This is a genomic window from Cupriavidus taiwanensis (genome assembly GCF_900250115.1).
Lineage (GTDB): Bacteria > Pseudomonadota > Gammaproteobacteria > Burkholderiales > Burkholderiaceae > Cupriavidus > Cupriavidus taiwanensis_B.
This window is the reverse complement of sequence record NZ_LT984803.1, coordinates 725,191-740,570: the sequence shown is the minus strand read 5'-3', so window position 1 is coordinate 740,570 and position 15,380 is coordinate 725,191. Positions and strand designations below refer to the sequence as shown.

The 15,380-nt window shown below is 68.2% G+C and carries 15 protein-coding genes; 7 read left to right on the top strand and 8 right to left on the bottom strand.

The window, feature by feature from the left end; translation table 11 throughout:
• Positions 1-37: 37 nt before the first annotated feature.
• On the bottom strand, positions 38-370 hold the full coding sequence (locus CBM2586_RS03490) for a hypothetical protein (RefSeq protein WP_115686813.1): 333 nt from the start codon (positions 368-370) through the stop codon (positions 38-40).
• Positions 371-613: 243 nt separating this feature from the next.
• Here CBM2586_RS03490 and CBM2586_RS03485 point away from each other — a divergent pair, with 243 nt between their 5' ends.
• Positions 614-1,714, top strand: a complete 1,101-nt coding sequence (locus CBM2586_RS03485; protein ID WP_115662811.1) for an NAD(P)-dependent alcohol dehydrogenase — start codon at positions 614-616, stop codon at positions 1,712-1,714.
• Positions 1,715-1,743: 29 nt separating this feature from the next.
• Here CBM2586_RS03485 and CBM2586_RS03480 read toward each other — a convergent pair whose 3' ends face one another.
• The 3 genes from CBM2586_RS03480 to CBM2586_RS03470 all read right to left on the bottom strand — a co-directional run bounded on the left by CBM2586_RS03480 (position 1,744) and on the right by CBM2586_RS03470 (position 5,329).
• Positions 1,744-2,181, bottom strand: coding sequence for a hypothetical protein (locus tag CBM2586_RS03480; protein WP_115686812.1), 438 nt, complete (start codon positions 2,179-2,181; stop codon positions 1,744-1,746).
• An 8-nt stretch (positions 2,182-2,189) separates the two neighbouring features.
• Positions 2,190-2,825 carry an outer membrane lipoprotein chaperone LolA gene (lolA, locus tag CBM2586_RS03475; RefSeq protein WP_115662813.1) on the bottom strand — a complete coding sequence of 212 codons (636 nt, stop codon included), beginning with the start codon at positions 2,823-2,825 and terminating at the stop codon, positions 2,190-2,192.
• 170 nt (positions 2,826-2,995) lie between these two features.
• Complete coding sequence (locus CBM2586_RS03470) at positions 2,996-5,329, bottom strand: DNA translocase FtsK (RefSeq protein WP_115662814.1); 2,334 nt, start codon at positions 5,327-5,329, stop codon at positions 2,996-2,998.
• Between the two features lie 233 nt (positions 5,330-5,562).
• Here CBM2586_RS03470 and trxB point away from each other — a divergent pair, with 233 nt between their 5' ends.
• The 3 genes from trxB to CBM2586_RS03455 all read left to right on the top strand — a co-directional run bounded on the left by trxB (position 5,563) and on the right by CBM2586_RS03455 (position 7,983).
• Entirely contained in the window at positions 5,563-6,528 is a 966-nt protein-coding gene (gene trxB, locus CBM2586_RS03465; protein ID WP_115663816.1) for a thioredoxin-disulfide reductase, read from the top strand.
• A gap of 126 nt (positions 6,529-6,654) precedes the next feature.
• A complete protein-coding gene (locus tag CBM2586_RS03460; RefSeq protein WP_115662815.1) occupies positions 6,655-7,329 on the top strand; it encodes a Smr/MutS family protein in 675 nt (224 codons plus the stop codon).
• A 12-nt stretch (positions 7,330-7,341) separates the two neighbouring features.
• Entirely contained in the window at positions 7,342-7,983 is a 642-nt protein-coding gene (locus tag CBM2586_RS03455) for a trimeric intracellular cation channel family protein (protein ID WP_115662816.1), read from the top strand.
• 82 nt (positions 7,984-8,065) lie between these two features.
• Here the strand turns inward: CBM2586_RS03455 and glnK are convergent, their stop codons facing one another.
• Together glnK and CBM2586_RS03445 are read right to left on the bottom strand one after the other, a co-directional pair.
• Positions 8,066-8,404 carry a P-II family nitrogen regulator gene (glnK, locus tag CBM2586_RS03450; RefSeq protein WP_006162803.1) on the bottom strand — a complete coding sequence of 113 codons (339 nt, stop codon included), beginning with the start codon at positions 8,402-8,404 and terminating at the stop codon, positions 8,066-8,068.
• 246 nt (positions 8,405-8,650) lie between these two features.
• Complete coding sequence (locus CBM2586_RS03445; RefSeq protein ID WP_115662817.1) at positions 8,651-10,699, bottom strand: NAD(+) synthase; 2,049 nt, start codon at positions 10,697-10,699, stop codon at positions 8,651-8,653.
• Positions 10,700-10,904: 205 nt separating this feature from the next.
• On the opposite strand from CBM2586_RS03445, the gene CBM2586_RS03440 reads away from it, so the two are divergent.
• Entirely contained in the window at positions 10,905-12,146 is a 1,242-nt protein-coding gene (locus CBM2586_RS03440) for a GNAT family N-acetyltransferase (protein ID WP_115686811.1), read from the top strand.
• Between the two features lie 16 nt (positions 12,147-12,162).
• On the opposite strand, the gene CBM2586_RS03435 is transcribed toward CBM2586_RS03440, so the two are convergent.
• Together CBM2586_RS03435 and ppa are read right to left on the bottom strand one after the other, a co-directional pair.
• Positions 12,163-12,735 (bottom strand): cytochrome b, encoded by a 573-nt coding sequence (locus CBM2586_RS03435; RefSeq protein ID WP_115686810.1) that lies wholly within the window; start codon positions 12,733-12,735, stop codon positions 12,163-12,165.
• A 134-nt stretch (positions 12,736-12,869) separates the two neighbouring features.
• Positions 12,870-13,397 (bottom strand): inorganic diphosphatase, encoded by a 528-nt coding sequence (gene ppa, locus CBM2586_RS03430; RefSeq protein WP_012352043.1) that lies wholly within the window; start codon positions 13,395-13,397, stop codon positions 12,870-12,872.
• Positions 13,398-13,601: 204 nt separating this feature from the next.
• Here ppa and CBM2586_RS03425 point away from each other — a divergent pair, with 204 nt between their 5' ends.
• Positions 13,602-15,038: an aldehyde dehydrogenase family protein gene (locus CBM2586_RS03425; RefSeq protein ID WP_115686809.1), complete on the top strand. Its 1,437-nt coding sequence runs from the start codon at positions 13,602-13,604 to the stop codon at positions 15,036-15,038.
• Positions 15,031-15,273 carry a hypothetical protein gene (locus tag CBM2586_RS03420; protein ID WP_010813008.1) on the top strand — a complete coding sequence of 81 codons (243 nt, stop codon included), beginning with the start codon at positions 15,031-15,033 and terminating at the stop codon, positions 15,271-15,273. Before CBM2586_RS03425 ends, CBM2586_RS03420 begins: the two co-directional genes overlap by 8 nt.
• Positions 15,274-15,380: the final 107 nt, after the last annotated feature.

Below are 15,380 nucleotides of genomic sequence, written 5' to 3'. Positions count from 1 at the left end.
GTCAAGATGACCCGTCAACAGCGGCATGGACGCGGCCTCAGCCGCGCCGCACCCACACCACCTTGCCGGCCTGGATCCCGAGCGTGCGCCGCTGCGGGTTGTAGTCCATGGTGCCGGGGAACTGCTGGCCGTCGCGCTCGCCCAGGCGCCAGGCACAGCCCTGCAGCAGGCCGATGGCTTCGGCCTCGGGCTTGCCGACCAGCGCGTCATCGGCCAGCTTGTCTGCCGCACAGCCGGCCGCCGTGCCGCGCGAACCTTGCGGGCCCGGCGCCGCCGGCTCCGCCGGAGTGGCCGCGCAGCCGGCCAGCAACGCGCCGCCCGCGGCCAGCCACAGCAGTTGGTGGGTCCGGCTGCGCATCATGGCAAGCATGGAGGCTCCTGTCAGGGTTGGCGAGTCAGAGGATTCTGGGACACATGGCGCCGCATGGGGTTCCGTTTCCTTTCACCCAGATCTGAAACTTTTGCTGAATCGGCGCGGCAGCGGGCTTTTGCTGACCAGGTCCGCGCTTGACCTGGATAAAGCAGCCTATAACCCATGCGTGCTATCAAGGATCAGGCAGGCCCGGCGACCGCCGGGCCCATTCGCCCCACCCGTACCCACTGGGAGCAACGCATGACCGCAATGATGAAAGCCGCCATCTTTGTCGAGCCCGGCCGGATCGAACTGGCCGACAAGCCCATCCCCGATGTCGGTCCCAACGATGCACTGGTCCGCATCACCACCACCACGATCTGTGGCACCGACGTGCATATCCTCAAGGGCGAATACCCGGTCGCCCCGGGCCTGACGGTGGGGCACGAGCCCGTCGGCGTGATCGAGAAGCTGGGCAGCGCGGTGGCCGGCTACCGCGAAGGCCAGCGCGTCATTGCCGGCGCAATCTGCCCGAACTTCAACTCCTATGCCGCGCAGGATGGCGTGGCGTCGCAGGACGGCAGCTACCTGGTGCCGCAGGGGCTGTGCGGCTGCCATGGCTACAAGGCCACCGCGGGCTGGCGCTTCGGCAACCTGATCGACGGCACCCAGGCGGAATATGTGCTGGTGCCCGATGCGCAGGCGAACCTCGCGCCGATCCCGGACGGGCTCACCGACGAGCAGGTGCTGATGTGCCCCGACATCATGTCGACCGGCTTCAAGGGCGCGGAGAATGCCAACATCCGCATCGGCGACACCGTCGCGGTGTTCGCCCAGGGCCCGATCGGCCTGTGCGCGACCGCCGGCGCGCGGCTCTGCGGCGCGACCACCATCATCGCCATCGACGGCAACGACCACCGGCTCGGGATCGCGCGCAAGATGGGCGCGGACGTCGCGCTGAATTTCCGCAACTGCGACGTGGTGGATGAAATCATGAAGCTGACCGGCGGCCGCGGCGTCGATGCCTCGATCGAGGCGCTCGGCACCCAGGCCACCTTCGAGCAGGCCTTGCGCGTACTCAAGCCCGGCGGCACGCTGTCCAGCCTGGGGGTGTATTCGAGCGACCTGACCATCCCGCTGGCGGCGTTTGCCGCGGGGCTGGGCGACCACAAGATCAACACGGCGCTGTGCCCCGGCGGCAAGGAACGCATGCGCCGGCTGGTCAACGTGATCGAGTCGGGCCGCGTCGACCTGGGCCTGCTGGTAACCCACCACTATCCGCTCGAAGATATCGTCGCGGCGTACGACCTGTTCGCCAGCCAGCGCGACGGCGTGCTGAAGATCGCCATCAAGCCGCACTGAGCCGCGGCGCGCGCCGGCTCGCGACCGACTCAGCCCCTGGCGCGGGTGGCCAGGGTCTTCATCGCATCGGCCGGCAGCGGCCCGTGGCAGGTGCGTTCGCCGCCGGCCTCGCTGACCACCAGCCAGACCTGGCCCTGCTGGTCCTTCGGGTGCAGCAGCCAGGCCGGGCCGCGCGCGTTGCTGCTCGGCGGCAGGTCCTCCAGCACGCCGGTGCTGGCCGATTGCAGCATCACCGCGCAGTCGGTGGCGGACACGCGGGTAGCCGCGAGGAAGGCCGGATTGCCGACCACCTCGGGCAACGCCGAGTCCGGCGCGCGCAGGAAGGCATCGACATCGAACTTGCTGGCGCCGCCGCCGCTGCTGGCGCACGCCGCCAGCGCGAGCACGCCAGCGCCCGCCAGCAACGTCACGACACGGCGGCAAAAGGTTCCGCCCGATCCTGCCGATCCATCGTGCGCATCCATCATGGCGGTCCTCATTGCTTCATCACGTCGGCGCCCTTGGGCACCGTGAACCGGAACGCATCGGCCGCCAGCGGCGGGTTCTTCTGCATGCCGGTAAAGGTCAGCAGCGTGGTGTTGCCGAACGCGTCGCGCAGCTCCATCGCCTCGAGATTGCCGCCCTTGAAGCCGATGCCGATGCGCTCGAACTGCGTGTCCTTGGCCTTGGGCGTCAGCTCCAGCCATTCCACGCCATCGCGCGTCGGCCCGTTCTTGACCACGAAGTTCTGGTCCAGGTCGTTGCTGCCGAACAGGATCGCCGCCGGGCTCGAGCCCAGCGCGCCGTCGAGCTTGCGCTCGGTCACCTGGTTCAGGTCCTTGTCATAGATGTACAGGGTCTGGCCGTCGGCCTGCAGCAGCTGCTCGTAGGGCCTGGTATAGCGCCAGGTGAACTTGCCCGGGCGCGAGAACACGAAGGTGCCGCTGGAGGTGCCGGTCACCTTGACGTTGGCGCCCTGCCCCTTGACCTGGCGCTGCGTGAATTCGCCGCGCGCGCTCTTCACGCCGGTGACAAAGCTCTGCAGCTGGTCGGTCGCGGCGGCGTGGGCCGGCGCCTGCAGCGCAAACATCGCCAGCGCGGCGCAAGCCGACACGAGGATGCGGTTTGGCATGGTTCGGGTCCTGGTAGTTGAAGGGGTGGTGCTGCGCCGCCGTCTCGCATACGGGCCGGGCGCATGCGACCTGTCCTGTTAGAGCCGCCGCCAGCGCGGTGATTCCGCGCCCCGCGCGCCGGCGGGTAACTGGATATTACGAGGGATTACGAAGGCCGCGCGAGCGGCGCTCAGTCATCTTCGCGCGCGGCGCCGCCACCCTGCGCCAGGATGTCGCGGTTGCCATTGCCCGACATGGCCGAGACCAGCCCGGCCTTCTCCATGTCCTCGAGCAGCCGCGCGGCACGGTTATAGCCGATGCGCAGGTGGCGCTGCACCAGCGAGATCGACGCGCGCCGGTTCTTCAGCACCACCTCGACCGCCTGGTCGTACAGCGGATCGGCTTCGCCGCCGCCACCACCGATGCCGGCGCCGCCGCCGAAACCGTCGCCGCCGCCGTCATCGGTCAGGCCGCCTTCGAGGATTCCCTCGATGTAGTTGGCCTCGCCCGATTCCTTGAGCTTTTCCACTACCCGGTGGACTTCGTCGTCCGAGACAAAGGCGCCGTGCACGCGCACCGGCAGCCCCGTGCCGGGGGCCAGGTAGAGCATGTCGCCCATGCCCAGCAGCGTTTCGGCGCCCTGCTGGTCGAGGATGGTGCGCGAATCGATCTTGCTGCTGACCTGGAACGCGATCCGGGTCGGCACGTTGGCCTTGATCAGCCCGGTGATCACGTCCACCGACGGGCGCTGCGTGGCCAGCACCAGGTGCAGGCCGGCGGCGCGCGCCTTCTGCGCGATGCGCGCGATCAGTTCTTCCACCTTCTTGCCGACCACCATCATCAGGTCGGCCAGCTCGTCGATGACGATGACGATGGTCGGCAGCTTGTCCAGCGGCTCCGGCGCGTCCGGGGTCAGGCTGAACGGGTTCGGGATCTTCTCTTCCTTCGCCGCGGCCTCGTCGATCTTCTTGTTGTAGCCGGCCAGGTTGCGCACGCCCAGCTTGCTCATCAGCTTGTAGCGGCGCTCCATCTCGCCGACCGCCCAGTTCAGCGCGTTGCCGGCCTGGCGCATGTCGGTCACCACCGGGCACAGCAGGTGCGGGATGCCCTCGTAGACGCTCATTTCCAGCATCTTCGGGTCGATCAGGATCAGGCGCACGCTTTCGGGCTTGGCCTTGTACAGCAGCGACAGGATCATCGCGTTGATGCCCACCGACTTGCCCGAGCCGGTGGTGCCGGCCACCATGCAGTGCGGCATGCGCGCCAGGTCGGCCACCATCGGCTTGCCGGCAATGTCCTTGCCCAGCGCCATGGTCAGGCTGGACGCGCTCTCGTTGTAGACCTGCGACCCCAGGATTTCCGACAGGCGCACGGTCTGGCGCTTCGGGTTGGGCAGCTCCAGCCCCATGTAGTTCTTGCCCGGGATGGTCTCGACCACGCGGATCGACACCAGCGACAGCGAACGCGCCAGGTCGCGCGCCAGGTTCACCACCTGGCTGCCCTTGACCCCGGTGGCGGGCTCGATCTCGTACCGGGTAATGACCGGGCCCGGGTAGGCCGCCACCACCTTGACCTCGACGCCGAAGTCCTTGAGCTTTTTCTCGATCAGGCGCGAGGTGAATTCCAGGGTCTCGGCACTGACGGTTTCCTGGTGCGGCGGGATCGGGTCCAGCAGCGACAGCGGCGGCAGGTCCGAGTCCTGGATATCGGCGAACAGCGGCTGCTGCTTCTCGCGCTCGACCCGTTCGTGCTTGGGCACCGCCTGCGGGCGCACGATCTGCACCGGCGCCGCCTCTTCGATGCGCACGCGCTGGACCTCGACGGTTTCCTTGCGCTCGGTCTTGGCGGCCTCGCCGATGATGCGGTCCTGCTTGCTCTCGCGGCGGGCCTTGAAGCCCAGGAACAGGGTCTCGACAAAGCCACCGATCTGCTCGGCCACGCTCAGCCACGAGAAATGGAAGAACAGCGACAGCCCGATCGCGAGCAGCAGCAACAGCAACAGGGTTGCACCGGTAAAGCCCAGCGCCACCTGCAGCCAGCCGCCGAGCAGGTCGCCCAGCACCCCGCCCGGCGCGCGCGGCAGCGCGGCGCGCAGCGGATACATGCGGATCGCCTCCAGCCCCATGCTGGAGAACAGGGTCAGCACGAAGCCGATCCAGCTGACGGTGACGCCCTGGCGGTGCAGGCTGTGGTCGGTACGTTCGGGCAGTTCGGCGGTCAGCGTGCGCCAGCCGCGCCAGCAGCGGCGCACCAGCAGCACCGCCAGCCAGTAGGCGGAAAAGCCGAAGATGAAGAACAGCACATCCGCTACCCAGGCGCCGACGCGGCCGCCCAGGTTATGGATATCGGCCACCTGGTTGGCATGCGACCAGCCGGGATCGGTCTTGCTGTAGCTGGCCAGCACGCACAGGAAACCGAGCGTGACGGCAAGCAGCAGGAACCAGCGGACTTCGCCCAGCAGTTTGCCGATGCGGGATGGCAAGGCTGAGGGATCGGTGCGGGTGGTCGTGGTAGCTCGGGCCATGCCTGGTTGAAACTCGCGTGTTAGGGATTCCGGATCGGTTTCGGACCGATGCCGCCGGCGGCCGGCGTGCGCTCGCCGGGTGACGGGCAGGCATCGTGGCGGCCATTTTAACGTGGCCCGAGACTATCGCACCCATTGGAATTTGCAACAGTGAGCAAATGCGGCTCCTCTTATAATGTCGCTTTCGAGCAATGCCGGTGGGCACGATGCCGCACCGGCCACAGGAACGCATCATGGCAAAACACGCAAAAGTGCTGATTCTCGGTTCCGGTCCCGCCGGCTACACCGCCGCGGTCTACGCGGCCCGCGCCAACCTGGAACCGGTGCTGATCACCGGCCTGGCCCAGGGCGGCCAGCTGATGACCACCACCGACGTCGAGAACTGGCCGGGCGATGCCAAGGGCGTGCAGGGCCCCGAGCTGATGCAGCGCCTGCTGGCGCATGCCGAGGAATTCAAGACCGAAATCATCTTCGATCACATCCATACCGCGAAGCTGGTCGACGAACACGGCCAGCCGGCCCGCCCGTTCACGCTGATCGGCGACGCCGGCGAGTACACCTGTGACGCGCTGATCATCGCCACCGGCGCCTCGGCCCAGTATCTGGGCCTGCCGTCGGAAGAATCGTTCATGGGCCGCGGCGTGTCGGCGTGCGCCACCTGCGACGGCTTCTTCTACAAGAACCAGGAAGTGGCCGTGGTCGGCGGCGGCAATACCGCCGTCGAAGAAGCGCTGTACCTGTCGCATATCGCCAGCAAGGTCACCGTGATCCACCGCCGCGACAGCTTCCGCGCCGAGCCGATCCTGGTCGACCGCCTGCTGCAACGTGAAAAGGAAGGCCGCGTGGTGATCCGCTACGACAGCGTGCTGGACGAAGTGCTGGGTGACGACTCCGGCGTGACCGGCATCCGCGTGCGCGGCACCAAGACCGGCCAGACCGAAGACCTGAAGCTGGCCGGCGTGTTCATCGCCATCGGCCACAAGCCCAACACCGACCTGTTCACCGGCCAGCTGGCCATGGAGAACGGCTACCTGGTGACCAAGTCGGGCCTGCAGGGCGATGCCACCGCCACCAGCGTGCCCGGCGTGTTCGCCGCGGGCGACGTGCAGGACCATGTCTACCGCCAGGCCATCACCAGCGCCGGCACCGGCTGCATGGCCGCGCTGGACGCGCAACGCTTCGTCGAAGCCTTGAAGTAAGCCCTCCTCGCAAGCACCTCTCTGCGCCGGCAGCCATCACCGCCGCCGGCGCGCGCACGGGCGCGGGCCCCGCCCGCGGCCGCGCCAGTCGATATAATCGGCGCCGAGCCTCCGGAGATTTTTTCAATGACGCACGGCGCCCGCAAACCCGACCGACCGCCCCAACGCCTCGGCCTGAACGACCTTGCCAGGCTGCGCGACACTCTCAAGGCCGATACCGAGCGTCGCGAAGCCGAGCGCCTCGCCGCCGAGCAGGCGGCCGAGCGTGCCCGCGCCGAAGCGGATGTGTTCCGCGCCAGCGTGGGCCAGGTCAGCCAGCTGCGCGACCGCAACCGCGCCCACCATCCTCCCAGCAAGCCCGCGCCTGTGCCGGTGCAGTCGCAGCGCAACGACCAGGCGGTGCTGCAGGCGTCGCTGTCCGACGAGTTCGATGTCGAAAGCCTGCTCGAAACCGACGAGACGCTGTCATTCCGCCGGCCCGGCATCGGCATGGACGTGGTGCGCAAGCTGCGCCGCGGGGAATGGGTGCCGCAGGACAAGGTCGACCTGCACGGCCTGCGCAGCGACGAGGCGCGCGAGGCGCTGGCCGAGTTCCTGCGCCGCTCGGTGCGCAACGGCGTGCGCTGCGTGCGCGTGATCCACGGCAAGGGCCTGGGCTCGCCCGACAAGCTGCCGGTGCTCAAGGGCAAGGTGCGCAGCTGGCTGGTGCAGAAGGAGGAAGTGCTGGCCTTCGTGCAGGCGCGCGAGGCCGAAGGCGGCGCCGGCGCGCTGATGGTGCTGCTGCGCCAGCCGCGCGCCTGACGCCGCGCCCGGATGCACGTTCCGCTCGAGTTGCTGATGGGGCGCCTGCCCCTGATCCTCCACATCATGGAGGTGATCGGCGTGCTCGCCTTCGCGGTCTCGGGGGTGGTCGATGCGCGCAAGCAGCGCCTGGACGTGGTCGGCACCTTCGTGGTGGCCTTTGCCACCGCCTTCGGCGGCGGCACCGTGCGCGACGTGCTGCTGGACCGGCGCCCGTTTTACTGGGTCGACCACGAAGGCTATGTGCTGCTGATCTTCGTGATGTCGTTCGGCGCGTCGTTCGTGCTGCGCGTGGTCAGCCGCGTGGCATCGGACCGGGCCATGATCGTCGCCGACGCGATCGGGCTGGGGCTGTTCTCGGTGACCGGCGCCTCGCTGGCGCTGGTGGCGCAGATGACGCCGACCGTGGCGGTGATGATGGGGATCATCTCGGCCGTGTTCGGCGGCGTGGTGCGCGACGTGCTGTGCAATGAAGTGCCGATGATCCTGCGCGACCGCTCGCCTTATGCCACCTGCTCCTTCGTCGGCTGCTGGATCTATATCGGCCTGACCTGGGTCGAGGTGCAGCAGGAGGCGGCGCTGCTGACCGGCGCGCTGGCGATCATCGCCATGCGCCTGGCGTCGGTGCGCTACGGCTGGAAGCTGCCCAGCTGAGCGGCGCCTGCAGCGGCCGCACCAATGAAAACGCCGCCCTGCAAGGCGGCGTGTTGCTGCACTGGCCGCTCCGGCCGGTGGCTCAGACCGCGGCTTCGTCCTGCTCGCCGGTGCGGATGCGGATCACGCGCTCGATCTCGGTGACGAAGATCTTGCCGTCGCCGATCTTGCCGGTATGGGCGGCCTTGACGATGGCATCGAGCACGGTGTCCAGCTGGTTCTCGGCCACCACCACCTCGATCTTGATCTTGGGCAGGAAGTCGACCACGTACTCGGCACCGCGGTACAGCTCGGTATGCCCTTTCTGGCGGCCAAATCCCTTTACTTCGGTCACCGTCAGCCCGGTCACGCCGACGTCAGCCAGGGCTTCACGCACCTCGTCGAGCTTGAACGGTTTGATGATGGCGGTAATCTGCTTCATGACTGGCCCCTGTTTATCGTTTGTTCACGCGCCCGGCGGCGCATCGCCGCGGACGCGGCGCTCTCCGGAGGGCATTTTAACAGCCCTTGGACGCTTGCATTTCCGCCCGCGCCCAGGCCGGGGCGGCGACTGCGTGGGCTGACGCGCATCCGGCGCCGTCCGCGCCTGTGGATAACTCTGTGGGCAGTCCCTGGAAAACCTGTGTACAAAGCGCCACTACAGGGCCACGTCCAGCGGGCCCGGCGCTCAATCCGGCACCTTCTCCAGATCCGCCAGCCACACCACCGACTCCGAGTCGCTGGGCGCGCGCCAGTCGCCGCGCGGCGACAGCGAGCCGCCCGATCCCACCTTGGGCGCATTCGGCACGCACGAGCGCTTGAACTGGCTGGTGCGGAAGAAGCGGTCCAGGAAAATTGCCAGGTTGCGCTTGATGTCGGGCAGGCCGTACTGGTTGCGCACCACGTGCGGGCCGTTGGGCCAGATGCCGCGCTCGCGGTCGCACCAGGCATGCTGCGCCAGGAAGGCGATCTTGGATGGAGCAAAACCGAAGCGCAGCGTGTAGTAGAGGTTGAAGTCCTGCAGCTCGTACGGGCCGATGGTGCTTTCGGTCTTCTGTTCCGGGCCGTGGTTGCTGTCGCCGGGGATCAGCTCGGGACTGATGTCGGTATCGAGCACCGCCAGCAGCACGTCAGAGCCGCCCTCGCCCACCTGCCCGGTCTCGGCGACCCAGCGCACCAGGTGCGAGATCAGCGTCTTGGGCACGCTGGCGTTGACGTTGTAGTGCGACATGTGGTCGCCCACGCCGTAGGTGCACCAGCCCAGCGCCAGTTCGCTCAGGTCGCCGGTGCCGATCACGATGGCGTGGTGGAAGTTGGCCAGGCGGAACAGGTGGTTGGTGCGCTCGCCCGCCTGCACGTTCTCGAAGGTCACGTCGTAGACCTTCTCGCCGGCGGCATAGGGATGGCCGAGGTCCTTCAGCATCGCCAGGCACGACGGCCGGATATCGATCTCGGTCGCGGTGCAGCCCACTACCTGCATCAGCTGGCGCGCCTGCTGCAGCGTCCGCCCGCTGGTAGCAAAGCCGGGCATGGTGTACGCGAGGATATTGGCGCGCGGCAGGCCCAGACGGTCCATCGCCTTGGCGCAGACCAGCAGCGCGTGGGTGGAATCGAGCCCGCCCGAGACGCCGATCACCACCTTGCTGATCCTGCTCGCCGACAGCCGCTGCACCAGCGCCTGCACCTGGATGTTGTAGACCTCCATGCAGCGTTCGTCGCGCTGGCGCGGATCGGCCGGCACGTAGGGGAAACGCGCCACGTTGCGCTCCAGCGGCAGCGACTTCTCCAGCGTCAGGTCGAGCGGGAAGCGCACCACGCGGAACCGGTCGACCTCGTCCTTGTGCCGCCGCACCGAGTGGCCGAAGGTGACCTGGTGCATGCGCTCGCGCGACAGCCGCTCGACGTCGATATCGGCAAACAGCAGGTGCGAGGTGTCGGCGAAGCGCTCGGACTCCGCCAGCAGTTCGCCGTTCTCGCAGATCAGCGCCTGGCCGTCCCAGGCCAGGTCGGTGGAAGACTCGCCCTTGCCGGCCGAGGTGTACAGGTAGGCCGCCAGGCAGCGCGCCGATTGCTGCGACACCAGCTGGTGCCGGTAGCCCGACTTGCCCACCACGATATTCGATGCCGACAGGTTGACCAGCACCGTGGCCCCGGCCAGCGCCGCGAACGACGACGGTGGGATCGGCACCCACACGTCCTCGCAGATTTCGGCATGGAAGCGGAAATTGGGGATGTCCTCGAGCTCGAACAGCAGGCCGGCGCCGAACGGCACCTGCTGGCCCAGCAATTCGATCGAATCGACCGCGGCGTTGTCGGCGGCGCTGAACTGGCGTGCCTCGTAGAACTCCCAGTAGTTGGGCAGGTAGGTCTTTGGTACGACCCCCTGGATGCGCCCGCGCGCCACCACTACGGCGCAGTTGAACAACTGGTGCTCGACCCGCAGCGGCATGCCCACGATCAACGCCGCGGGCAGCTTGCGCGAGGCCTCGACGATGGTCGCCAGCGCCGCCTGGCAGGCATCCAGCAGCGCGCGCTGGTGGAACAGATCGTCGCAGGTGTAAGCCGACAGCCCCAGTTCCGGGAACGCGACCAGCACGGCGCCGCGCTGCGCCGCCTGCGTCGCCAGCACGATCGTCTCGTTGGCGTTGAAGGCCGGGTCGGCCACCCGGCAGACCGGCACGCCCACCGCGACGCGCGCAAAGCCGTGCGAATACAGGTTGAAAAACAGGTTTTTCATATCGGGCCCTGGTGTTGGGAGTGGCGCGGCGGCCCGTTGGACCAGCCGCAAGCGTGCGGGTCGCCCGCAGCATCCGCGGATGCCTGGGAAAGCACTATTGAACAGGATGCTCCATTTTACGATGCCGGCCCCGCCGCTGCCGCGACGCTCAGCCGGGGCGCAGGGTTTCCGGTAGACTCGACCGGTCCATAGAGGGAACCGTGCAATGCAGTCTGAACCATGCGTGCCCGGCCAGGGCCAGCCGGCACCAGCATCGCGCGACCAGGCCGGCGCCGCCGCCGCGCAATACCGTACCGAGATCGTGTCTGACCTGGGCCAGGTCGACGCGGCCACCTGGGACGCGCTGGTGGCCCGCCACGCCGATGCCACGCCCTTCCTCAAGCATGCCTTCCTGCACGCGCTGCACGCCAGCGGCAGCGCCTGCCCGGAGACCGGATGGCATCCGCGCTACCTGACCTTGTGGGCGCCGCCCGCGGCAGGCCGCCCGCAACGGCTGGCCGCCGCCATGCCGCTCTACGCCAAGGCGCACTCCTATGGCGAGTATGTCTTCGACTGGGCCTGGGCCGATGCCTATGCCCGCAACGGCCTCGAGTACTACCCCAAGTGGCTGGCGGCGATCCCGTTCACGCCGGTGCGCGGCGCGCGGCTGCTGGCCGAAGATGCCGAGGCGCGCCGGCTGCTGCTGCAGATGGCACTGGCGCTGGCCGCCGACAGCCAGATGTCGTCGCTGCACATCCTGTTTCCGGACGAGGCCGAGGCCGCGCTGATGGCGCAGGCCGGCATGCTGATGCGGCACGGCGTGCAGTTCCACTGGACCAACGACGGCTACGGCAGCTTCGACGACTTTCTCGCCACGCTGTCGCAGAAGAAGCGCAAGAACATCCGCGCCGAGCGCCGGCACGTGGCCGAGGCCGGCATCACCTTCCGCCGCCTGCGCGGCGCGGAGATCGACGACGAGGCCTGGAAGTTCTTCAACCGCTGCTATCGCCAGACCTACCACGAGCACCATTCCACGCCCTACCTGAACCTGGACTTCTTCCGCCGCATCGGTGCCGCCATGCCGCAGCACCTGCTGCTGGTGATCGCCGAGCGCGCCGGCCAGCCCATTGCCAGCTCGCTGCTGGTCTATGACGCGGCGCCTGCGGTCAGCACGCTCTACGGGCGCTACTGGGGCGCGCTGGAATACCACCCCTGCCTGCATTTCGAGACCGCTTACTACCAGCCGCTCGAGTTCTGCATCGAACACGGCATCGGCACCTTCGAGGGCGGCGCGCAGGGCGAGCACAAGATGGCGCGCGGCTTCCTGCCGGTGGCCACGCGCTCGGCCCACTGGCTGGCGCACCCGGCCTTTGCCGATGCCGTCGAGCGCTTCCTGGCGCGCGAGCGCCAGGGCATCGACGCCTACCTGGACGAGCTGGGCGAGCGCAACCCGTTCGCGCGTGCCTGATGCCGCGGCGCGGCGCTCAGCGCCACATGCGCCGCAGCGTGTCGTCGCCCAGCATGTAGTGATGGAACAGCGAGGCCATCGCGTGCAGGCCGATGACCAGGTAGAACGCGGTGCCGAGGGTCTCGTGGATGTCCTTGACGCTGTCCTTGAGCGCCGGGGCGGGCGCGACCAGCGCCGGCACTTCGATGCCCAGTGCCGGCAGCGACAGCAGATGGCCACCGGCATTCATCGCCAGCAGGCCCAGCAGCGGCTGCGCCAGGATAAACAGATACAGTACCCAGTGCATGGCCGCGCCGGCCAGCTGCATCCAGCGCGCGCCCGGCTCCGGCGCCGGGGCGCCGCGCAGCAGGCGCCACAGCAGGCGCGGCACGGCCAGCACCAGCACCAGCGCGCCGGCCCATTCGTGCACCGCCATGGCCAGCGCGCGCGGCGGCGTGCCTCTGGCGAAGCTGCCCTTCAGCTCGATCGCGGCATAGGTCAGCGCCACCAGCACGAACACGATCCAGTGGAAGGACACGGCCAGCCGGTCATAGCGGCGCGACGAAGGCAGGGTCTGCGGCAGTGGTCGGATTTCGGTGACGGGATGCATGGGGACTCCTGTGGTCAGTACCCGCCCAGCGTAGCGCACGCCACCTGGCCGGGTGCTAACGCGCATCAAGCGCGCGGCAATAAAAAACCCCGCCTAAGCGGGGCTGCAGCGGGCTGGTTCAGCGACGGTTCAGCTTACTTCTTGTAGTTGGCAACGCCGTCGGTGATTTCCTTGTGGGCTTCCTCGATGCCGGCCCAGCCTTCGACCTTGACCCACTTGCCGGCTTCCAGTGCCTTGTAGTGCTCAAAGAAGTGCTTGATCTGGTCCAGCAGGTTTTGCGGCACGTCGGACAGGCCCTTCATGTAGGCGGTGGCAGGCGACAGCTTGTCGACCGGCACGGCTACCAGCTTGGCGTCGACGCCGGACTCGTCGGTCATCTTCAGCATGCCGAGTGCGCGGCAGCGCACCACCGCGCCGGCCAGGATCGGGAACGGCGACAGCACCAGCACGTCCACCGGGTCGCCGTCGCCCGACAGGGTCTGCGGGATGTAGCCGTAGTTGGCCGGATAGCGCATGCCGGTGCCGATGAAGCGGTCGACGAACAGCAGGCCGGTTTCCTTGTCGGCCTCGTACTTCACCGGATCGCTCTGGGCCGAGATCTCGATGATGACGTTGAAATCGTTGGGAATGTCCTTGCCCGGGGATACGAGGTTGAAGCTCATGCGGTTCTCCAGATGCCTGCGCTGTGTTGTCGGATGGCGGGCATTATAGCGGCTCGCGCCTGACCGGTTGCTGACAGGCGGTCGCCCGGTCCGACTTGCCCGGCCCGCTGCAACGCGTTGCAGCGATGCCGGCGTCGGCGATAATGGCGCATTCTTCAGCCGACACTGAATAGCCGCAGCCCTTATGCTGCCCCGGAGCCACCCATGCACGCCCAGCACTTCGTCGCCAACCGCCTGATCGCGCCCGACAACGGCCTGCGCATCAAGGTCTTCGATCCCTCCAACGGCGAGCCCTTCGCCGAGATTGCACGCGGCAACGGCACCGATATCAACGTCGCCGTCCATGCGGCACGCCAGGCCGCCGACGGCGCCTGGGGCCAGATGGCGCCGGCCGAGCGGGTGCGCCTGCTCAACCGCGTCGCCGTGGCGCTGATCGCCCATGAAGAGGAACTGGCCGCGCTCGAGGCCCGCGACACCGGCAAGCCGCTGCGCCAGGCGCGCGCCGACGCCCGCGCGGTGGCGCGCTATTTCGAGTTCTACGCCGGCGCGGTCGACAAGCTGCACGGCCAGACCATCCCCTACAACCCCGGCTACACCGTGCTGACGGTGCGCGAGCCCCACGGCGTGACCGGCCACATCATTCCGTGGAACTACCCGCTGCAGATCTTCGGGCGCAGCGTGGGCGCGGCGCTGGCCGCCGGCAACGCCTGCGTGGTCAAGCCGGCCGAGGACGCCTGCCTGTCGCTGCTGCGCGTGGCCGAGATCGCCGCCGAGGCCGGCCTGCCCGAAGGCGCGCTCAATCTCATCACCGGCTACGGCCACGAGGCCGGCGCCGCGCTGGCACGCCATCCCGGCATCAACCATATTTCGTTCACCGGCTCGCCGCAGACCGGCAAGCTGGTGTCGCAGCTTGCCGCCGAGAACCACGTGCCGGTCACGCTTGAGCTCGGCGGCAAGTCGCCGCAGATCGTGTTTGCCGATGCCGACCTCGACGCGCTGGTGCCGGTGGTGGTCAACGGCATCGTGCAGAACGCCGGCCAGACCTGCTCGGCCGGCAGCCGCCTGCTGGTGGAGCGCCCGGTCTATGACCTGCTGCTGGACCGGCTGGCGTCGGTGTTCGAATCGCTGCGCGTGGGCCCGTCCGAGCTGGACCTGGAATGCGGCCCGCTGATCAGCCGCAAGCAGCAGCAGCGCGTGTGGGACTTTGTCTCGGACGCGCAGCACGCCGGCGTGGCGGTGATGGCGCAGGGCCAGATCGTGGCCGAGGCGCCCGAGGCCGGCTACTACCAGGTGCCGATGCTGTTCCGCGACGTGCCGCCCGCGCACCGGCTGGCACAGGAAGAGGTGTTCGGCCCGCTGCTGGCCGCGATGCCGTTCGACACCGAGGCCGAAGCCATCGCACTCGCCAACGGCACGCCCTACGGGCTGGTCGCCGGGGTCTGGACGCGCGACGGCGGGCGCCAGCTGCGGCTCGCGCACAAGCTGCGCGCGGGCCAGGTCTTTATCAACAACTACGGCGCCGGGGGCGGCGTGGAGCTGCCCTTCGGCGGCAGCGGCCAGTCCGGCTACGGCCGCGAAAAGGGCTTCGAGGCCCTGTACGGATTCACCACCCTGAAAACCATCGCCATTCAACATGGGTAACATCAATTTCCTGTCCGTCGCCTTCGCCATCTTCTTTTTCTGGATGGCCTGGCATGTCCGCAACAAGCGCGCCACCAATCCTTCCGGCATGCCGCGGCTGCAGGTGTTCAAGCGCAAGTGGGGCGACGTGGTCGGCGACCGCGTGCACTGGTGCCTGTACGTGGCGCTGCCGTTTTTGCTCGCGCTGATGATGGTGGCGAATGCCTTGAGGGGGCGCGGGCCGTTTTCGCATTGACGAAGTCCTCCCGCGCAGGCTGGCTGACGAGGCCTGAATAGATCTGCCACCCGTCGTGGACGCTCCCCTCTCCCGCGCCGTGGGAGAGGGGTGGGGGTGAGGGCCGG

Bases quoted from the DNA above. Each gene is read 5' to 3' on its own strand.
- glnK (WP_006162803.1), bottom strand. From the start codon at position 8,404: ATGAAGCAGATTACCGCCATCATCAAACCGTTCAAGCTCGACGAGGTG.
- CBM2586_RS03435 (WP_115686810.1), bottom strand. From the start codon at position 12,735: ATGCATCCCGTCACCGAAATCCGACCACTGCCGCAGACCCTGCCTTCG.
- CBM2586_RS03445 (WP_115662817.1), bottom strand. From the start codon at position 10,699: ATGAAAAACCTGTTTTTCAACCTGTATTCGCACGGCTTTGCGCGCGTC.
- CBM2586_RS03440 (WP_115686811.1), top strand. From the start codon at position 10,905: ATGCAGTCTGAACCATGCGTGCCCGGCCAGGGCCAGCCGGCACCAGCA.
- CBM2586_RS03460 (WP_115662815.1), top strand. From the start codon at position 6,655: ATGACGCACGGCGCCCGCAAACCCGACCGACCGCCCCAACGCCTCGGC.
- ppa (WP_012352043.1), bottom strand. From the start codon at position 13,397: ATGAGCTTCAACCTCGTATCCCCGGGCAAGGACATTCCCAACGATTTC.
- CBM2586_RS03490 (WP_115686813.1), bottom strand. From the start codon at position 370: ATGCTTGCCATGATGCGCAGCCGGACCCACCAACTGCTGTGGCTGGCC.
- CBM2586_RS03420 (WP_010813008.1), top strand. From the start codon at position 15,031: ATGGGTAACATCAATTTCCTGTCCGTCGCCTTCGCCATCTTCTTTTTC.
- CBM2586_RS03455 (WP_115662816.1), top strand. From the start codon at position 7,342: ATGCACGTTCCGCTCGAGTTGCTGATGGGGCGCCTGCCCCTGATCCTC.
- CBM2586_RS03485 (WP_115662811.1), top strand. From the start codon at position 614: ATGACCGCAATGATGAAAGCCGCCATCTTTGTCGAGCCCGGCCGGATC.
- CBM2586_RS03470 (WP_115662814.1), bottom strand. From the start codon at position 5,329: ATGGCCCGAGCTACCACGACCACCCGCACCGATCCCTCAGCCTTGCCA.
- lolA (WP_115662813.1), bottom strand. From the start codon at position 2,825: ATGCCAAACCGCATCCTCGTGTCGGCTTGCGCCGCGCTGGCGATGTTT.
- trxB (WP_115663816.1), top strand. From the start codon at position 5,563: ATGGCAAAACACGCAAAAGTGCTGATTCTCGGTTCCGGTCCCGCCGGC.
- CBM2586_RS03480 (WP_115686812.1), bottom strand. From the start codon at position 2,181: ATGATGGATGCGCACGATGGATCGGCAGGATCGGGCGGAACCTTTTGC.
- CBM2586_RS03425 (WP_115686809.1), top strand. From the start codon at position 13,602: ATGCACGCCCAGCACTTCGTCGCCAACCGCCTGATCGCGCCCGACAAC.